Source organism: Bacillus sp. DU-106 (assembly GCF_004799705.1).
Classification (GTDB): Bacteria; Bacillota; Bacilli; order Bacillales; family Bacillaceae_G; genus Bacillus_A; species Bacillus_A cereus.
Genome location: NZ_CP026607.1, coordinates 3,510,306 through 3,529,452 on the forward strand (window position 1 = coordinate 3,510,306; position 19,147 = coordinate 3,529,452).

Genomic DNA, 19,147 nt, shown 5'->3' on the forward strand with positions numbered 1-19,147 from the left:
TTGGTTTAGGTCAAGTTCCATTTTATCTTTCAATTCTTCTGATGTATAGACTTTTATTTCATTTAGTCGAAAAACGTTTTCCTTCCTATTTATATTACATACTATACTCAACTGCCTACACTTTCACTTCGTTTAGAAGAGAAAATTCCTAAATAAAGATTTCTCTGGAATTCTAATTTATTAGACCATCTTCACAGTCCATGCAGTTAGAAACCTTATCGCTTCATTCTTTAATTTGAGACTTTGTCCAAATAATTTTCCATATATTAATCAATTCTAGCTACCTTTACTAGCTGTTTATTTTAATGAGAAGATTCCTTCGTTCTTATTAGATTTGAAACCCAGGATACTGTTTATTTTTTGAAAAAAAGTGTATTTGCATCCGCAATGTTGCAAATAGACGACTGAATCGCAATACTATCCACTTCTTTTTGCAAAATAAACACTTTCTTCATGGCAGAAAGTTTATGAAAGCATATACCATATGTCAAACCTTTCCCTGTATCTTTGTATACGTTATCCCAAAGAGAATAGAAAGTGATTGACTATAACATGTAAATAGCTAACTATTTTATTAGTTACCAGTGCCTGTGCTTAATTTGGTTAGATACAAAATTTAGATACTTTATTGCGCCTCATTTCTTTCACCTCCATTTCGATATAGGTCTATTATACACCAAACGTACATTCGGTATATAGTACCACTTTATGTACGTGGAAAAATTAATATGGTTCCTGTCATCTCTTGTCCGAAACAAACTCATCTTCTCCTACTTACTTCGCGTTCTTTGAGGAATGCATAAAAATAGCCCATCAAATAATACAATGGGCCATTTTTATAAAACTTTTTTAATTCTATTTTTCTTAATATAAAGTATTACGCTATTCATTGTACTTCTTTCAGTTTGTTTACCTAAATAATAGTTATACCAAAATTGCTTTTCCTTCTAATGTTCTCCTGATTTTCTCAGCAACCGTGCCCAATGATATCCATATCATCAACTAGTTAAGAAATTCTATCTTGATATCTCTTCGTCCAAAGTCATTCATTCTGTCAGCATCTGTCATATAAATGTCTACTATGTTTCCTTTTATAGCACCACCTCGATCTTCGACAGTGTAAATTCCATTAATATATGGATAAGAATCACATGTAATTCTTACTCTTGTTCCCATTGGAACCGAGCGATCCATTGCAATCATACCTGGTTGTATTGTCTTACCTGAAGCTGTTATACCTGTAACTCCTGGCTCGTTTAATGTATAAGCAGTACCAATCCCCATAATCGTTTTAGAAACACTAGTATCTTTAGCAGTAGGAGGATCAGATTTGTCTGATGATGTTTTTTCAGGCATCACTGGCCTGGCAGATTCCTTCGCTTCGCGCAATTGCTTAGCTAAATCTGCATTCTCTGCTTGAAGTTTCTGATTCTCTTCTTGAGACTGATGTTTCCCCTCATTCATAGCTTCGTTTTCATTTTTTATTTCTTCTAATTCAATAGAAAGCTGTTCTGTATTAGCTGCAATTTGTTTTTTTTGTTCTTCTAATACTTTGTTGTTTTCATTCGCGGTTTTTAATTCTAGGACAGTTTGTTTATGGTTTTTCTCTAAGGATTTCACTTCTTTGTTTAACTCTTGAATCTCATAAAATTGAAATCCTACACCGCTAGCCACTACGGTTGCTGCCGTGACTTTTAAACAGTTCTGTATTATTTTTCCCTTTTTGATTTTTGTTTTCATTTTGAATCAAGTCCTCTCATTATTATATTTCTGTTGTTACAGTAGTGAGAAGGTTAGAAGTTTTTATAGAGAAGTAAAATAAAAAAGAGCCCTCCTAAAAGAACGGACTCTTTATACATTATTTTTATTCTTTAACTTCAGGAAACTCTTTCTTTTCGAACCACTGATGACGGCAAGCACGCTTTAAGCATGTATACTTAATCCTTGTTTTCCATTCATCTTTATATGCACGAGGATTTTGACACTCCGGGCATGTATTCTCGACGTAACGTTCTTTGTATGTATTCCCCTTTGTCTTATGACCTCTTGACTGTGCATTATATGATACGATTTGTTTGTTCTCCATATAAACTACCTCATCCCTATGCAAAATTTGTAACAGTTGTTTTACCTTAAAAATCATTTACACCATAATATAAAATGTCCAAACAGAATATAAGCACTTACACTTGATTTTACAAGTCTTTATTGTATTTTTTTATTATTTTGATATTCTAAAAAATCATAGAGGATTGAAAGCCGCTTTCCTTCGAGGATTTGAACGAGTTTAAAATCATTTTTCACTGCCTCTACATTATAAATATCTCCAATAATGAAATGCTCGATATCTTCCATTATTGTGGCTAATTCCTTATGAGCAGTGCCGAATTTATCTTCAAAGTCTTTTGCAAACAGAATTGGAAATGAAGCATAAATTCGATTAAATTCATTAATCATATAACGATGAATATACAGCATATACTCCTTCATTTCCCGAATTTCTTGTAAACCAATAGATACAGCCCTTGATTCTTGTTCTCTATTAATAGGAGGTAATGGCATTTCACCTACAAACTCTTCCAACTTTTCATCTTTAATGGAAGGAGAAATATACCCCTCAGTTGATTTTTCCCTATCTTCATGCGATAAGATTTTTTTCCCTTCTGCTCTTAACAAGACCTCTTGTAATTTATCTCTCGATTGATAAATCACCGCATCATTCTCTTCTTTGTTGTTTTCTAGTAGTTCACCAAATGTTTTTTCAAATATATTTGATTTATCTTTGTTTGACATTTTATTTACTACTCCCTTGTTATATGAATAAGTATGGTGAATTCGGCTTCTTTCAGTAATATTATTAAAACCTACTACTCTTCCAACTGAACCTTGTCTAAAAATTATAAGCACATGGACATCTTTTTTAGATAGACATTCCCGCTTACATTTATTGTAAAATTATCCCGTGGATATAATTACTGGTACCACTTAATTTTCCCATATTATACATAAAAAAACTAATTAAATTAGAATGAAGATTCTATGACATTTTATTTATTTACAAATAAATCTGATTATTATCTATAAAAAGAAAGCCATCATCATAAAGATGCCTGCCCTCTTCATTAATTATTTATTGCCACCACCAAGAAATACTACTAGTAATAGACATCTTAGTTGCAGCCATTGAAAGATTAAACATCATTTTTTTGAGCATTCGTTTTTACCTCCTTAATTGTTTTGTCAAACTGTTTTTCTGTCCGTTCTTTTCTTATGGAAAATATTAAAAGTAGAATAAATACTAAAGTTGAGCTAATAGTTAAAAATATTAAATTCAAATCAGTACCTTTTACATGTGTCATAAACATTGAAGCAGGTAGAACAATTGCCGCAACAAGAGAAATTCCTATCACTATATATTTCTCATATTTAAAACGTATTTTTTCGAAATCAAATTTAAAAGTCCACTCTTGAGAATAAAGAACAAATGCTAATAAAGCATAGCTAAAACCAGATGTAATATCCATTGCATAATTCCTCCAAATATGCTCTTTCAATTCAGAAGGACTAAAAAATCCAAGTGAAGCAAATATGATCATAATTTGAATAATAAGAGGTATAATGACACCTCCTGCAACAGTCACTACAAGTGCCCAAATAATAGAAAGCTTCTCTATAGCAGCTAAATAAAGGAAAGTTATCAGCATTCCTATAATCGGTACTAAATAACCAATACCTTCTTGTTTATTAAAGTAGATGGAGTAATTAATAATACTAGTCAAAAATGAAAGTAGAGAAATTATCGTAATGTTTCGATGGAACCTTAAACAGAATATAGCGCACATAATTGCATAACTGCCAATTCCCAAAATTGTTTGAGATAAAATAAACCAACCCAAGTTTGCTGAATTCAAATTTTTCACCCCTAAGATATAAAAACATATGCATTACACTCTAATAATTTTGCCATACTCCATTTTAAGATACCAATTAACTTTACATAAACATTCAATGAAATCATTGTCATCTTTCTAAACATTCTCACTAATTTATCCTTTCATTTTCCTCTTGGATTTTCTTATTTCTTGATTGAATGATCTCACTAGATAAATAAAGTAGATATTTTTCATCAAAACGAAATAACGGAGTGGGGGCAATTTTCTCAAAACACTTCAAATGTATATTTAAAAACAAATACTTAGGATTAATAATTATTTTTTAAAATGTGTATTTATAGCCTTTTTATCTTTTACCATTAAGTAATCCCTGGTTTTAAATCTCTATTTTTCTACACGACATTCCCAGCCGTTTGCTTTTCTTTCTGGTTTCTAATTTCTAGCCCCTTCCTTTAGTATTCTTATAAAGCTGAATCTATTTACATAATTACAAATTGCTACATTCTCATATTCGCCATTTGTTTCTTACTACACTTATGCAACAAGACCCAACTCCTGATCACAACGAGTGGTATACTTGTAGTTGGTAACATCATCTTTCGGACCAGTGATAGTAACAACTCTAGATTTGTAACAAACAGCTTGGTATCTAGATGTTACTAATATATAATGATTTTTAACCTTAGAAGGTTTGCGGTATTTTACATCACGAGCAAGATCTCGATTAATTTGCATTACAACACGTTTCTTAGAAGCAGTTCTTTTTCCAACACGTTGCTTATACCTCCTGACGGCATGTTCTGTAATTATCATCTTGAGCTTCCCCTTTCGGTTATACAAAAATATTTTCTATCTAATTGATTTTCTATTAAATTTTCTTCACAACTCTCAACTTCTTCAAATGGATTTAACGCCTAACTTTCGCATTTATTATAGTTGGTGGCTACAATTTAAATGCTGTATTTTCATTTGGTAATGTAAGTACTCATAAATGCAAATCCCCCCTATTCACAACTCTCAATAGAAACGTAAGCAGTTAATTTGAAAACGTCAATAAGTCGGTAAAAAAATAAGACGAGCATTTAAGCCCGTCTTACAAGATGACATTATTCCTTAAGTTCTTTTGTCTTTGACGTTACCTTGTTATCATTTATCAATGTCAGCACCGATGCGATAAATGTAACAACAGCAGCAACTTCTGCTTCACCTAATACAGGTAAAGGTTGATAGCCTTTAGAAGTCAAATACTGATTCAACCAAGCTAGTACAAAGACAATAATTCGAATTAATGCCCCCTTATTATCCATTAAAACATCTTTAAACATATGCAACACCCCAAAAAAAGAAGATATGGTACTTAATCACCATAACGAATTACAGAGATTAGAGCCATATCCTACTTTTTCTTCTCCCAACTTAAATCACATTTACAAAATCATGTTCTTAAGGGAGAGTAAACAAGTTCTATTATTGTTGCTATTTAGGTTTCACTCATTGGTGCATACGATTATCATAATTTACCTTAACCACATATCCAAGTTCTACAATTTTTAAATCCACTATTTTTCTCAAGGCTAGTAGGAATTTTTAATTACTCTTAAGCTTCTATTAACTTATGAACTATATCCTCTGATACAGCTTCATCCCCTAATTTGAAATCCCTCTTTCAAACATCTCTTTAGAGTATTAATCGAGGGATTTCAATGTAGCGGTTTTTAATATTGCTGTTGTTAATAATTTTAGGAGGCCAGGTTAGACCCTTTCTTGTTCCTTATAATCATGATTAACTGGTAAATTTAAACTTGTATACATATATAAACCAAACAAGTGACTTACAAACATCTTAACCCTAGTACATTTACCTTTCTCCTTACTTTAGTTAAGGGTATTAACTCTAAAAAAAGGGAGCCTCTTTCAAGGAGCTCTTGAACTAATTGGCTAAGACTTAGCAATCATTCATGATGTTTGAAAATTGCTCCGGAGTCGTATGCTTAGAAATAGCGCGGATAAGACATGATAAGTTAGGTTGTTGTTTTGCAGCAAACACTGCTTGATCAATTACTTCCATATACCCTTTCCCTTTACACATACAGCAAAATCCTTTCTCCGTAATACCGGTGCTATCACACCATGAACATGAACGATTCTTTAGCATAGCTAACCCTTCCTTTCAAAAAATATATACTGAACGAATGGTCGTAATCCTCACTTTTTTATAATAGAAATGTATTTTAGTTGACCATTCCGAACTGTCTAACATAGGAAAGTATGAATCTACTTCATTGTGTGTATTATGAATGCGCGTAGAATAAAGATGAGAAACTATTGGTAGGAACAATTTATAAGTTTGCTGACTAACAATAACAACAAAATCTTTATCCTTTAATTGTTCACCCCTAAATTGAATATAATCAAATCCTCCAAAAACAAATTTTACATCTATTAAATAGAAATAATCTATTTTCAAAGGTATTGGCTTCTCTTATAGGAAGTACTGTATTAAATCAATCTTTAATGTTTTGTGACTGAGTAAAAAAATTTTTATAATTCATAATAAATTTATCTTTCTTTGTTGATATGAAATGGGTCATATCATCTTTTAATCGACAAAACATTCTATTATCAAAACCAAAACTTATTAATTACACACATTAATTTTGCAATATTCATTTATTATCCTTCCCCGTTTCGTATTTTGTAACAAGTTCCTGTGCACGCAATAGAATTTCCACATCTTCATACAACTCAAACTGTTTTACGGGGTCCTTTTCATCCTTAGCACGTTTTTCCACCTTTTCAACAAGGCTTCCAAGATTAAAAGTTTGTTCTTGTTTCATGACTTGTTTAGTTACATATTCATACTCTTCTATTAAACAGTTGGATATTTGTTCTACAGATTTTTCATGCGATAAAGTTTGTCTATAAGAATTATAAAGGGTCATCGTAAATTGATGGAGCCCTTGTTTTAACTCCGACCGTAACCTTCTCTGATCACTCATATAATCACCTCCACCAATAAATAACCTACTTTAAAATGGTAAATCATCATCACTGATATTTATGTCACCAGTGAACATTTCAAAGTTATTTTGTTGTTGATTACTATTATTATCAAAGGTAAAAAATACAATGTTATTTGCGCGTAATTCCCAGTACGTAGTTTTATCCTTCTTAGAAGATTTCATTTTACCGATTACTTGCACAACAGAACCTTTCTTTTGGTATCTTTGTACCTTTTCACCCATTTTCCCCCAAACAGATACATTAAAGAAATCAGTAGTTTTTTTATCTCCATACCCATCATCTACTGCTACAGCAAAACGACAAACTGTCTTTTCACCATACGTATTACTCTCAGGATCACGAGTTAAGCGACCTGTAATTGTAATAATTTGATGCATAATAAATTACCTCCAACTAATGTTTAATTAATTTGGTAAAAATGTTTCATTTGCCACATGGTCATGAAGCTGTTTTAACAACAGAAATACAGCCAATTTAGTGGAGATTTTACTTTTCTTTAAAATCCTGTATAAAAACTTTACTTCTATTTATGACACGTGAAGATTACATTTCTCCCCAATTTTTCTCTATAAGTTTATTAAAAGGAGATTGTTGATAGTTTATTTACTATCTTTTTGAAAGAAGTACCTACATATTTCTATTAAAATATGATTATCATTAGTAGTGTCATGATTTATGAAAATAGAAGTACTTCTTAAACATTTCATGTTATAGTAAAATGTTTTTAATGAAACAACATCAAACTGCTTTTATGAGTTGTTAATAAATAACTCCTCTCAAAACGTAAGCACTTAAAAATTAAAAATCAAGGTAAAAAAAGAGCTTTCCCACGTAGTTTTTTTCTACACAAGTAAACTCTTTACATTAGGCGTATATATTATTTTAAATATATCTAATCTGTTAATAGTACGAGCGAGAGAATAATCATAAGTTACCAGAAAGAACAGGTTACAAAATCGCGTAAACCTTACCAACTACTACCCACCTAGCTAGTAATCCTCTTCGACCATTAGTATATCTATCTGTAGTATTATCGTTACATTAGTTACCTAGTACTAATTCATAACCTAGCCAATAAATAATTATTGTATTTCTAGTCTTATAAACCCTGGGGACTAAGTTGCTTAAAAATGTTTTCAACTAATATCAAACTCCTTTTCGTTTTATTAAAAACAAACGACCCAAACGGTATTTTAATCCGTGCTACCGCATAGGCTATGCAGAGCTATAGAACTATAATTTTTTAAAATGACAAACTTGAACCTGTAACTCTATGTGTGTAAGATAAGCGCTCTAACAGCTAAGCGAAAGAGAAATAATATTTAAAATCATAAGTACTTCTCTTTTATTTTCCGGTATTTATTTTTTATATTTAAATTAAGGGCTCCTACCACTCCCCTAATCTAGTATTGAATACTAGGGTCTTCTTCCTCACAGCGAAGACCATCCTAAAATCTATTAATTTAATTTTAAATATATTTGCTGGATTATTAATAAAACCCTATAATCAAATAAAGTCAATAATAACTTTTAAATTATCTAAATAAAAAAGCAGACACAACATGTGCCTACTTTTTTGGAAATTAATATCTTGTTAGATTTGCATAAGATAGAGAAACCCAACCATCATGCACTCTCGCCCATCCATCACTAATATCGTAAATATTCCACGTTTCTCCATTAAGGATAGTACGAATAATATCCCCATCTGTAGAAGATTGTGTACGAACGTTTAGATTTGCAGTAGTTGTAATTTTCCCAATTGGATCACGTTTTCCAGCTAAATTTTCTGGATTTCCATTAGAACTTCCTGCAGGAGTAAACTTAACATAAGCAGGACCTGCTGACACCCACTGGTTTCCTCCAACATTGTATAGACCATTAGATAGTCCCCAAGTTTGATACATTTCACCTTTTTTCACTGTCTTAACAACTCGTGAATCAAAGCTAGCAAATTCCCTTACATTAAGTTCTGGAACAAGAATCTCAACAACACCAATACCATCTGAAGATGGGGGTTGAGTTACTGGTGGTGCTATAGTTGCACCCGTACCAGTAAGTTCAGCTTGTACTGCTGCTAAGAAACTATTCCAGCGCCCTTCATCTAAGATACGGTGTGGGCAATTCTTAACTGCTCTAGAATTACCGTTTCGAACACCAATCTCTGTCCAACTCTTATGAGTACGCACACGATCAATTCCCCATCCGCGTTCTCGTAACAGTTGAGCGACGAATTTAATTGCTAAACTTTCAGCTTTTTCGTATCTTGGACCACCAGACAACGAGTAACAGATTTCAACACCGATAGATTTTCGGTTTCCATTCCCACCGCCATCTCCACAATGCCAAGCATTACGATTAACTGGAATACCCTGTATAACTTCAATATCATCTACTGCAAAATGAAATGAAACCTCATTGTTATTTCCAATCATGTAATTTATTTCATTTTTTGCAGGAGCATCATTATACGTATTATGCACTGTAATATACTCTGCGTTCATAGAATAAGGAGCTTTGATTGGATATTTACTTGCAGCCACAAGATTTTGTATAACTGGAATGGCCATAGTCGTACACCTCCGTATAGATTAAAATGCACGACTAAATTAACCACTTCCTATGTTTAGTTCAAGGTTAAACTTAATCTACTTTATTGAGCGCTCCTAAATGAAGAGAACTGATATGTCTATTTTTTTCTGTACCGCACTGTTTTTACCATTTGTCTACTACACTATTTCCAGAAAATAAGGGTAGCCTTTTCCATCCTATATTCTCTTTAATACCAGGCTATTAAGCTAAACCTGCTACTACCTTATCTTCTACCACCTCAAAGGATAGTTTAAAGCCTTCTTCTTCAACTAAATAAGTAGCAAGTTCACTTAGGATATATGCTGTGTATTCGTGCTTGTACTCTACAGACTCTTTAAAACCTAACATATTTGCCTTTTTATAAAAAACAGAAGAAAATAGAATTTCGTAAACCTTAATTCCACTAGGGTCTAAGCAGACTGTTTGACTAGCAGCTCCGTCTTCAATAATTTCGTTAACAACTTCATCAAGGATACTTTTTATTTTTCCCTCAGTAGTCTTAGCAGGTCTTTGTTGTTCTACTTGATTTTTAATATTTGCAGCAAAATCTTCTTTGGTATTCACTTCAGATTGAGCCTTTATATCTTCTACAAGTTTTTTGAAAGCAGCTTGTTCCTTGATGAAAGCTGCAAGATTAGCCTTTGGTTCTAATTTCATGTAAGGAATCATTACTGAAGAATCCATATCTACTTTCGCTACTTGTTCACGAATTTGTTTAGAAAGTTGTTGAGTTGAAATTTGAGAAGCTAATAAGCTAGCAAGAATTGGTTCTTGTATTGTTTTCTCTTCAGATTCAATTCCTACAATAGATAAGAGTTCTGTCAATAATGGATCAGTGAAAATACGAGAAATTACTTCGTTTATCCCTGCATGAGTTTCATTACCTTGTGGGTGTGAATTTAATACTGTTTTAAATTCTATTACCTCTCTTGGAGATGTTTCTAATAAAGCCTTTGCTACAGATTCAATGTATTCTTTAGCTAATGTTTTTTGCATAGTTAAAATCCTCCTGTATTGTCTTAGTTTGCTTAGTTATTTGTTACTCGATTTATATAGCGTTCGCTATCTGCAATTTCAAAAATATGAAAATCCACTCTAATTAAGAGGTGTTCATTAGTGTTTAAGAAATCTTCTTTTGTTTTTAATGTAATGCAATCTAATGTATAATTCCTCTAACTAGAAAACCAGATACGTGAGGAACAACTACATCTGGTACTGCATCCAGAACACTACCTTCTACCGGTCCTAATTCTTCTGTTGTCAATCTGTTCATATTCCTTTTGAATTCTTTAAGACTACAGACTGTATTTTATGAAGTGCATCAGCCCACCTCATCTTACCTCTTATTTTGAGTCGCTTTAAGAGGATTCGACGTTATATTTTTTTGCATGTACAAACAAAACCATTTGAGAACAAAAAGTCAATAGGTCAGAAGAAAATTGTACACTTGTAATTTTCATTAAATCAATAAGACGTTATCCAACGCTTTATTCTGGTAATAATTTAATTTCTCTCACTAACACACGAAAAGGTTCAAATCCATGTGAAACAATAATATCTGTATTTGCCTTTGATTTGAATTTACAATCTCTTTTTAAGGCAAACATTTTCCCACTCGCAATTACAACATCACCTTTTTTAGCACTGAGTTTCTGCCATAAAGTTACTGGTACCACAATTAATAGCTCACCAAAACCATCATTAAGTGTTACATAGACAATATTAGCACCCGCAGTATCACTTAGATTATTCATGTTTACAATACTCTGAATCTGTCCACCACAAACAATTTCCTTCTCCTGCATTCCACTAGATTTTAAATTGTAGGAGAATTCGCTAATATGAGATTGTAGTCTCTTCATTAGTTTTGCTGCTTCTAACACCTCCGTATTAGTATCTACTAGTACATCTAGTTCGTTATTTACATAAATTTCTTTTAGTATATTTGTCATTTGAAAAATCCTTTATCACATAGTTTTTTGTTTTTTCAATAGATTAGATTATATTTTTATAGAGGAATACAGTAGAATCCACTAAAAATAAAAAAAAGACCACTGATTCGAGAAGTCAATTCTCATTCAATCAAAACAGGTCCTTTACAATCTATTACTCCAATTAATAACTTCAAATATGCATTGAAAATTGCGAACAAATGCTAAATATGTCTTATTAATCAAGTATGTAATTACAGTCTACTTACTACATTAGTCAATCCCTCAATCACAGCAAGTTCGTTACTACACTTAATATGTCCCGAAGTACCACATGTTCTTTTGCCATTGAAATATTTTCTAACATCCGTTTTACCCTGCCAATAATAAAGACCTAATACTTCCTATTAGGTAATGATTTCAATTCTGTATAGATAATTAGAAAACCTTCACATACTAAGGATTGGTTAAAATCTTTATTGACAATACAATGCAAAAGAATATTGCAATTGTTTCTAAAAACTTGGTATATTCTTCAAGAATTCGCCATACTAATCTTCACACTTAACTTGTCCCTTATGAATTCTTAATGTATGTAATGTTATATAACTAACAAGGTGATTAATTATATCTTTAACCCTACTAGTATTAGGAATACACTAAAATATTTTAGTTAAGTCGAAATTTTTTTAAAATTACTACATATGATTAGTAACTTTTATATTCAACTAGCTTCCTCGTACTCGATTTGTGCTTCTGGTTTTAAGTACATCTTCCGTTGTTCTTGCTTTCTTAAATGTCGTGGAAGGAACATCTTCGTACCGTTTAACCCAAATGCAATCCTATTCCAGTCTGTCAAGATAGTTGTTTTTAGCAACTTCGGATTTTGAAGAATGACATTGTATGCTTCACGTAACGTTAAGTCATCAAGATCAATCCCTTGTTCAGTAAGAAAATCAATTGTACTACCACGTTGAGTTAATAAGTCATCTAAACCGTTGTCTGTTAACGCTAACAAAGCTTTGAACTCGGTAAAAGTAAAACGATCTCGTACAATATGTTTATTTGTCGCCATTAAATCGTACTTGGCTAATTTTTCTGCAACCCTTTCTCCTTCTGCACTGTTAATTGTATAAATAGTAATATTAAGGCTTTTCAAAAATAATTCCTCCTAATGTTTTCTTAATGTAGGTAACATAAACACTTGATTTAAAAAATGCTAGTAATTTTATCAAAAGCACCACTTCATTTCAGAAAAAAATTGTAAACTTTAAAAACACAAGAAAAGTAGGAGCTTTAGCCCCTACTTAATTACAAAAACCATATCTCACTTAATTTTCCTATCTTTCAGATAAATGACATTATCGACATATTTCATTCATGTAACAAATAAAAATATATCCTATTTTGTTGAATAAACACTAGATTAACAAAGTTAATATTGTTTTTTAGTTAAAATAACATTTTTGTCATTAAATAACTAAAGTTAGTATTTGTAAAAAAGGTGATTGCAATCGCTATTTGTCCCTTGTATGATAAAACCAAGAAAAATAAACATCATTAAATCCGATTTGTCAATACCTTTTCGAGACATTTCATAAAAATTAACCTAAAAAATAGGCTGCGATGTTCGCCACATCGAGCCTAGGACAAAATTTAAAAGTAAGAACACTTATATTTTCGTTTTGAGTCTAAAATTGGAATGCGTAAATTAATATTTCAATTTGTATTTGTTCTATTATGAAAATCTATCATCTTTAATAATACAAAGATACTGCTCTTTATCTTTTTAATCTTTTGTCCTTTGCAAACTATTATACTACCAATGAATCTGGAGGCTTTTTTATGTTAAAAAAGAGAATTAATATAAAAGATATACCAAACGAAGAGTTCTATAAACTACCCAAAGTTTTCATTTGGAAAAAACAATATCGTGAGAATTTAAGTATCGGTGCGAAATTACTATACATGTTAATAAGAGATCGATTTAATTTATCTATATATACAACACAAATTTCAGTTGATAACGGAAACGACACGCCTGCCTTCGTAGATGAAAAAGGTGATATTTATTGTATTTTAGATAATCAAGAAATCGAATTCTCATTAAATATTTCAAACAAAACTGTTACGAAGTTCATGGAAGAGCTTATAGCTGAAGAACTTGTATCCACAGAATCAGTAGATGGAGGCGCTAATCGAATCTACTTGAATGAACCCGATCCTAGTGGAGCGTCATTAGCACATTTCCTAGGTGAAAAAGAATACTACAAACATGTTAAGATGCGTAAGAAAAAGAAGAAAGAACCATTAAAAACATTAGAAGAGTGTATAGCTACTGCCATAGATAAATACGGTGTAAAAAAAGTAGATAAGAAAAATTCCGGTACTAGGGAAGGAGAAATCCCGGTACCTAGTGACGGAAAAAGTACACCCCTTAGTGAGGAGAAAACTCCACCCCTAGGGGAGGAAAAAGTACATCCTAATAATATTTATTCTAGTTATCTTGACCTTAGTGAGATTTATCCCAACGAGAATGATACATATCCAAATAAATCTTCTAAAACAAAAATAGATGAAGAACCAATAGAAGAACTTAAAAATAATATTGTTTTACAAAAGAATAATTATGCCTTATTAAATCCTATCCTTGAACAAGTTGGGATCTGTCCCGATCTAAAGGCAATTAATGTTGTGAAGAAAATACTTGCAGAAGCTGGAATTACAACATTCCACAAGGTAGATGTATTAAATGCAATAGGTAAACATGCTATGAACGTCAAAAAGTATTTATCCCAAGGCGAAGTAATTGAATATGAACCTGCATTTTTCGCTAATAATCTTGTAGACCGTATTAGAGAGAATACTCTTAAGCGTCAAAACGAAGTAAAAAAACTGAAAAAGATAGAAAACCAACAAACCCATGAAACCACTTTTCATTTTTCTTCTTACAATTGGCTTGAAGCAAATTAAAAAAGGGTTCAGTTGCAAAAAACATTTGATAGAAATATAGACCCAATAAAGCCTATTTAATGACAGATTATGACGCACTTCCAAATAACTTATGTATGAACCTAACTTCATTTTAAATAGATTTCACCTATAAGTTAAGTTGGCTTTCATTACTTGCGTAACTTCAACGCCGTTCAATATACAAGTGGCTATTTCATACATCTTAAATTTCAAATCAGAACATACACATTTCTTAATGAAACAGAGGTCCTTTTCACTATATTATTATAATATTTAACTTTAATTATTTATATACTTTTCTCTCCTCTAAACTCATGAATTGCTATAGGAAGAGTTCTTGTTCTATAGCAATTCAACAGTTGAGAAAATAAAAAGACACTTTTTCACAATCTTTAAGTAAAATTCTGTATTTTAGACATACGTAAATGGAATTTCTCTTAGTGCATCTTTTATGAAGTCACTGGAAGTTGCTCCGTTAATTTATTATTCCTCATTCAATTTTAAATACATTTTTAAAGCCTGCATTTCAAAATCGAACTTTCACTCTTCATCAGAACAAAATATTATCTTTCCTTTATGTATAATTTGGAGCTAATGAACTGTTGAACTTTTTGATAAATCAACATATCAATATCTATATGAATCATATCTACCAACTCCTGAACTCATAAAACGTTTAAAAATTCCTAAAGTTATGTCTCTTAAATATGCTATATCAATATCATTATCTCTCCACTACTTTTTTATTGTTAGGGATTTTACCCCTTTGTTACATATTCTTTTTAACAAAAAAATTAATTTTAAAAAATTTTTTAAACCTCTTTATAAAAGAACTAACGTTCGTGTATAATAAGAACTAACGTTCTTTTGTTTTTAAAAAGAATTACAATGTACAATTATTTAATCCTACTGAATAGGGTCATCTTAGATGTCGATTTTCACATTTTTTATCATTTTAACCAAGATGATTCCTTCTAAAGAATGCAACGATAAGGCTTCTAACCGCAAGAACTGTGGAACTAGCCTAATAAATTAGAGTTCGATAGAACTCTTTACTTAGGAATTCCTTCTTCTAAACGAAGTAAAAATGAGATAGTTCAAATCAGCAATATACTGGCGAAACCATTCGTAGCACAAACATATCCTTAACAAACCTACTTCAAGAAGGAGAAGAACAAATTTCACTTTTTGATAATGTCACGCAAAGAGAACAAGAAATAAAGCTAACGAAAGTAACGGATGAAATACGCACAAAATTTGGAGAGAATAGCATATTAAGAGGAATTTCGTATACAAATAATGCAACAGCAAGATACAGAAACACACTGTTAGGGGGACACAAAGCATGAACAACGCTAATATGCAACAAGGCCGAGGAATGGTAAAATGGGCGCAATTCGCCGGAATTCGTGAAATGATCAAAGAGAAAAATAAAGGAGCATCTCCCATTTTAACCTCTGAAGAAAAGGAACTGATTAAGAACATGCTTTTATGTTCCTTATTGTCCGAAGAAGAAATACTAATTACATATTATGAAGGCGGCTATTTACTTACTAACTATATGACCATCATCGATATAGATCCGCTAAATAGCGCTATCATATGTACGGATGCTTTTTATAATAAGTTGACACTACAATTTTCGGATATACTGGATGTAAAATAGAATAGATTTAAACGTTTGTATTGTTATAAAGGAGTGTATAAAATGCAAGGGAATCAGATAAAAAAGAATGCAGCAAGAACAGTTATTCATAATGATATAAATAACTATCCCTATTTAAATATACCTATGATTATCAATGAGAATGATGGAATAATTTACGAGGTTTTAAGCGCTGGTTTTCATAATAATGATGCAGTAGCAATGATAACAACTGACGGTTTCACTACAAATAGGGTAAATACACCAATCGTAACAGTAAAAAACGATGATAGTAGTATCCAAGTATTCCGTTTACCTTTAGAATTGGATGATTGGGTGCTTTCATGTATGCACGCTGCTTCAATAGGAAAAAATCCGTTCCCATGTAAAGTTGCTTTTGGAATCATTGATACTAAATGTCATGTGGAATTCAAGTAAAAAAGGAGTAAATTAATTTGTTCCTTTTATAATTTTTGGGACATTTATTTTTCTTAAGTTGATGGGCATGTAGCGGTATCCCTCAATATTAAATTTCAAATGCATGAAAATGAGAAAAAGTTTAAAATAATTTATATACAAATGAAATAATCCAGCGAGAGTATCAAACTGTATACAATTTGCCTTTTCACACTAAAAAATGATACTAAGGTCATTGAAAGGCACCTCAGGGTGTCTTTTTCTTAATTCTAATCCGCAGTAACAAATTCATATTTTTTATACAAAAAACGGAAAAAATATTTTATAATTCTATTTAGATTAATATTGCGTTTTTGATATAAAACTTATAGAAAAATGGCGGTGATTGATTTTATGTTTAATATTTCAAAGGGTGCGATGATAGATACAATAAACAATATGATTTACAACATTGCTCTTTATGTCTTTGTATTTATTATTTGCATGTGGATTTTAGTATGTATTGTTCGATTATTTGTAAGGGGATTATCTAGAGTAATACCTATAACGTATACACCTCCATTGCAATCTAAAGGAAATGGAAATGGAAATGGAAAAAGAAAACAAAATAAAAAAAGGAGTGCGTCTTATAGAGTTCAATCAGTTGGAAAGAAAGCAAATACAAATAAAGTTGTAAATTCTGATTTGGATGATGAAGATGATTTTAACAACTATTATGACGACTACAGTTCCCCTAGCTATTATAGCTCTTCTAATAGTTCAAGTTCCGAAAGTTCATATAGTAACTCCAATTATAACAGCACTTCTAGTTACAAAAATGAAGATTCCTCTAAGTATGATAGTCCTTCTTATAATTCTAGTTATAATAGTAACTCAGATGAAAATGATTATTAATAATATACGAACTTGCATGATAGTGCATAATCTATTTGTCATAGAAATGCACACATCCATGTATTCAAAATATATTAAATTGCAACAATCATTTTGGTTAGGAATCTTATCCATAACATTAAACTTAAGATGGTTACATACGGAGAAAGGCGCCTTTGGTGTCTTTTCTTTGTATAGAAGCTTCTAATATATTACGTAAGAACTTGACGCTATTTTAAATGGCTCAAAAAATAGACAATGATTTTCACTTCCAACTTCACAAAACAATTTCCCCTTTTTAATTTTCTCTATTTGACGATGTTCATGCAAATTGAATCATTCTATCCACTAAACAAGAAATAATTCTCCAAGAGCTGAATATATCAATCAATAAAGCAATTTTTCATATAATTGATTTCTTGTTTCATCTAAACCTATATCCTTAGACCTCTACGCTTGAAGTATCCTTTACGGATAAAACATTCCTTCACTACTACGTCAATTAAATCTTTTCTTGCTGCAGTAGTTTTTCTAATTCATGAAGAAATGTATGAGTTTTCTCAACATCCTTTAAGATATCCTCTAGGTTCTCATTTGCTACAAAATCTCTAATAGAATGGTTAAAAACCATTAAACTACCATATCTATGCTCTATTTCTTTAAACCACACTTCTTTTTCCAAAAGCTTAAAATTTTTACGAATGACTTTTTCCCTTTTTGAAGGGATGGACATAAAGAGTCCTCCTAATACATCACCGATTACATCTCCCATGTGAAAACCTCCCTTTTATATATTGTAACATTTAGAAAAAACAATATATAGTAGTATTTCCAATACACTTCAAATAACGGTTCGTTACCAATTAGAGTGAACGGTAGAACTTGCGTTATGGTTTTTTTCTTATCTCGACAGAATACGACATCACCATTTACCTTAATTTGGTATAATCATCTGTGGAATTTTACAATTTTCAAAATGGAGGAATTAAACATGTTCAAAAAGTTGAGTACCATTGCATTAGGAAGTGCTTTAGCGATGAGTCTAGTTGCTTGTGATGATTCGTCAAACAAAGCTTCTACAGAAAAGAAAGATGAACCAAAACAAGAGGCTAAGAAAGAAGCAAAACAAGACCAAAAACAAGAAACGAAAAAGGACGATAAAAAGAAGATAACGGTTGCCGATGTGGATACTATTAAAACTGGTGATCCTGTAACTGGTGAAGGTGGAGATAAATACGAGGATCTAGTTGCTAAATATGGCGAACCTGACATCAAATCTGATTCTACAAGTAAAAATGTAAAAACGTATACTGCTAGTTGGAGTAAAAATGCAAAAGGTGGCACAGGAGCTAATTTCACCGTTAGTTTCATTGAAAAAGATGGTCAAAAGTTAGCAGTAAGTAAAACTCAAATAGGGATGGAGTAAATCCTAGTCATAGAAATCATGGTTATGAGGAAACTTCTAAATCGTGATAAAACAAGCACTCGAATGGGTGCTTGTTTTATCATTTGAAAGTAATGAATCACCGGAAATTCCCGCTTATTAACAAACGATTTATTCTTCTTACATTTACCACCAGACAAAAAACATGTAGTACCCTGTATTTTACGTACTGGAAAATCAATTTCATAGATACATCCTTTTCAACTTGATATGCTCTGTTCTCATAATATAATTCCGTACTAGATATCTCTGTTTTAGATTCTATATATATAACTTGATCCTTTTAATGATTAAATATTGAATCCCGTTTTATTTTCACAAAGTTGTAATGGCACAACCCCCATTCAACTAATTT

20 protein-coding genes and 2 pseudogenes are annotated in these 19,147 nt (G+C 31.5%); 6 read left to right on the top strand and 16 right to left on the bottom strand.

Going from position 1 to position 19,147, the window contains the following annotated elements; translation table 11 throughout:
* Positions 1 to 321: 321 nt before the first annotated feature.
* The 15 genes and pseudogenes from C3Y97_RS28190 to C3Y97_RS17815 form a co-directional block, all read right to left on the bottom strand.
* Positions 322 to 585 (bottom strand): annotated as a pseudogene (locus C3Y97_RS28190) (hypothetical protein); the annotation flags it as partial.
* A 417-nt stretch (positions 586 to 1,002) separates the two neighbouring features.
* A complete protein-coding gene (locus C3Y97_RS17745; protein ID WP_000850214.1) occupies positions 1,003 to 1,740 on the bottom strand; it encodes a 3D domain-containing protein in 738 nt (245 codons plus the stop codon).
* 124 nt (positions 1,741 to 1,864) lie between these two features.
* Positions 1,865 to 2,086, bottom strand: a complete 222-nt coding sequence (locus tag C3Y97_RS17750; RefSeq protein WP_000428645.1) for a zinc ribbon domain-containing protein — start codon at positions 2,084 to 2,086, stop codon at positions 1,865 to 1,867.
* A 119-nt stretch (positions 2,087 to 2,205) separates the two neighbouring features.
* Entirely contained in the window at positions 2,206 to 2,907 is a 702-nt protein-coding gene (locus C3Y97_RS17755) for a hypothetical protein (protein WP_225989754.1), read from the bottom strand.
* Between the two features lie 284 nt (positions 2,908 to 3,191).
* On the bottom strand, positions 3,192 to 3,920 hold the full coding sequence (locus C3Y97_RS17760) for a hypothetical protein (RefSeq protein ID WP_225989755.1): 729 nt from the start codon (positions 3,918 to 3,920) through the stop codon (positions 3,192 to 3,194).
* Between the two features lie 507 nt (positions 3,921 to 4,427).
* Positions 4,428 to 4,706, bottom strand: coding sequence for a hypothetical protein (locus C3Y97_RS17765; RefSeq protein WP_000587333.1), 279 nt, complete (start codon positions 4,704 to 4,706; stop codon positions 4,428 to 4,430).
* A gap of 293 nt (positions 4,707 to 4,999) precedes the next feature.
* Positions 5,000 to 5,200, bottom strand: coding sequence for a phage holin (locus C3Y97_RS17770; protein WP_227069120.1), 201 nt, complete (start codon positions 5,198 to 5,200; stop codon positions 5,000 to 5,002).
* Positions 5,201 to 5,838: 638 nt separating this feature from the next.
* Positions 5,839 to 6,048: a hypothetical protein gene (locus C3Y97_RS17775; RefSeq protein ID WP_000916955.1), complete on the bottom strand. Its 210-nt coding sequence runs from the start codon at positions 6,046 to 6,048 to the stop codon at positions 5,839 to 5,841.
* Positions 6,049 to 6,063: 15 nt separating this feature from the next.
* A complete protein-coding gene (locus C3Y97_RS28380; protein WP_002098167.1) occupies positions 6,064 to 6,360 on the bottom strand; it encodes a dihydrofolate reductase in 297 nt (98 codons plus the stop codon).
* Between the two features lie 199 nt (positions 6,361 to 6,559).
* Positions 6,560 to 6,892, bottom strand: coding sequence for a hypothetical protein (locus C3Y97_RS17785; RefSeq protein ID WP_001283602.1), 333 nt, complete (start codon positions 6,890 to 6,892; stop codon positions 6,560 to 6,562).
* A gap of 30 nt (positions 6,893 to 6,922) precedes the next feature.
* Positions 6,923 to 7,294 (bottom strand): single-stranded DNA-binding protein, encoded by a 372-nt coding sequence (locus C3Y97_RS17790; RefSeq protein WP_000553952.1) that lies wholly within the window; start codon positions 7,292 to 7,294, stop codon positions 6,923 to 6,925.
* A gap of 1,206 nt (positions 7,295 to 8,500) precedes the next feature.
* Positions 8,501 to 9,487 carry an N-acetylmuramoyl-L-alanine amidase gene (locus C3Y97_RS17795; protein WP_001007308.1) on the bottom strand — a complete coding sequence of 329 codons (987 nt, stop codon included), beginning with the start codon at positions 9,485 to 9,487 and terminating at the stop codon, positions 8,501 to 8,503.
* Between the two features lie 223 nt (positions 9,488 to 9,710).
* Entirely contained in the window at positions 9,711 to 10,505 is a 795-nt protein-coding gene (locus C3Y97_RS17800) for a hypothetical protein (protein ID WP_001172955.1), read from the bottom strand.
* Between the two features lie 491 nt (positions 10,506 to 10,996).
* On the bottom strand, positions 10,997 to 11,461 hold the full coding sequence (locus C3Y97_RS17810) for a hypothetical protein (RefSeq protein WP_000181810.1): 465 nt from the start codon (positions 11,459 to 11,461) through the stop codon (positions 10,997 to 10,999).
* A 703-nt stretch (positions 11,462 to 12,164) separates the two neighbouring features.
* On the bottom strand, positions 12,165 to 12,599 hold the full coding sequence (locus tag C3Y97_RS17815) for an ArsC/Spx/MgsR family protein (protein ID WP_000838805.1): 435 nt from the start codon (positions 12,597 to 12,599) through the stop codon (positions 12,165 to 12,167).
* Positions 12,600 to 13,285: 686 nt separating this feature from the next.
* On the opposite strand from C3Y97_RS17815, the gene C3Y97_RS17820 reads away from it, so the two are divergent.
* The 5 genes and pseudogenes from C3Y97_RS17820 (at position 13,286) to C3Y97_RS17840 (ending at position 17,369) form a co-directional block, all read left to right on the top strand.
* A complete protein-coding gene (locus C3Y97_RS17820; RefSeq protein ID WP_000914744.1) occupies positions 13,286 to 14,413 on the top strand; it encodes a replication initiator protein A in 1,128 nt (375 codons plus the stop codon).
* Between the two features lie 1,100 nt (positions 14,414 to 15,513).
* A pseudogene (locus tag C3Y97_RS17825) lies at positions 15,514 to 15,762 on the top strand (Y-family DNA polymerase); the annotation flags it as partial.
* Positions 15,759 to 16,079, top strand: coding sequence for a YolD-like family protein (locus C3Y97_RS17830; RefSeq protein ID WP_071741010.1), 321 nt, complete (start codon positions 15,759 to 15,761; stop codon positions 16,077 to 16,079). The pseudogene C3Y97_RS17825 and the gene C3Y97_RS17830, both read left to right, overlap by 4 nt.
* 42 nt (positions 16,080 to 16,121) lie before the next feature.
* Positions 16,122 to 16,496 carry a hypothetical protein gene (locus C3Y97_RS17835; protein WP_071741009.1) on the top strand — a complete coding sequence of 125 codons (375 nt, stop codon included), beginning with the start codon at positions 16,122 to 16,124 and terminating at the stop codon, positions 16,494 to 16,496.
* 372 nt (positions 16,497 to 16,868) lie between these two features.
* A complete protein-coding gene (locus tag C3Y97_RS17840; protein WP_136363741.1) occupies positions 16,869 to 17,369 on the top strand; it encodes a hypothetical protein in 501 nt (166 codons plus the stop codon).
* A 481-nt stretch (positions 17,370 to 17,850) separates the two neighbouring features.
* Here the strand turns inward: C3Y97_RS17840 and C3Y97_RS17845 are convergent, their stop codons facing one another.
* On the bottom strand, positions 17,851 to 18,120 hold the full coding sequence (locus C3Y97_RS17845) for a hypothetical protein (protein WP_000503057.1): 270 nt from the start codon (positions 18,118 to 18,120) through the stop codon (positions 17,851 to 17,853).
* Between the two features lie 219 nt (positions 18,121 to 18,339).
* On the opposite strand from C3Y97_RS17845, the gene C3Y97_RS17850 reads away from it, so the two are divergent.
* Positions 18,340 to 18,774 (top strand): hypothetical protein, encoded by a 435-nt coding sequence (locus C3Y97_RS17850; protein ID WP_000473787.1) that lies wholly within the window; start codon positions 18,340 to 18,342, stop codon positions 18,772 to 18,774.
* Positions 18,775 to 19,147: the final 373 nt, after the last annotated feature.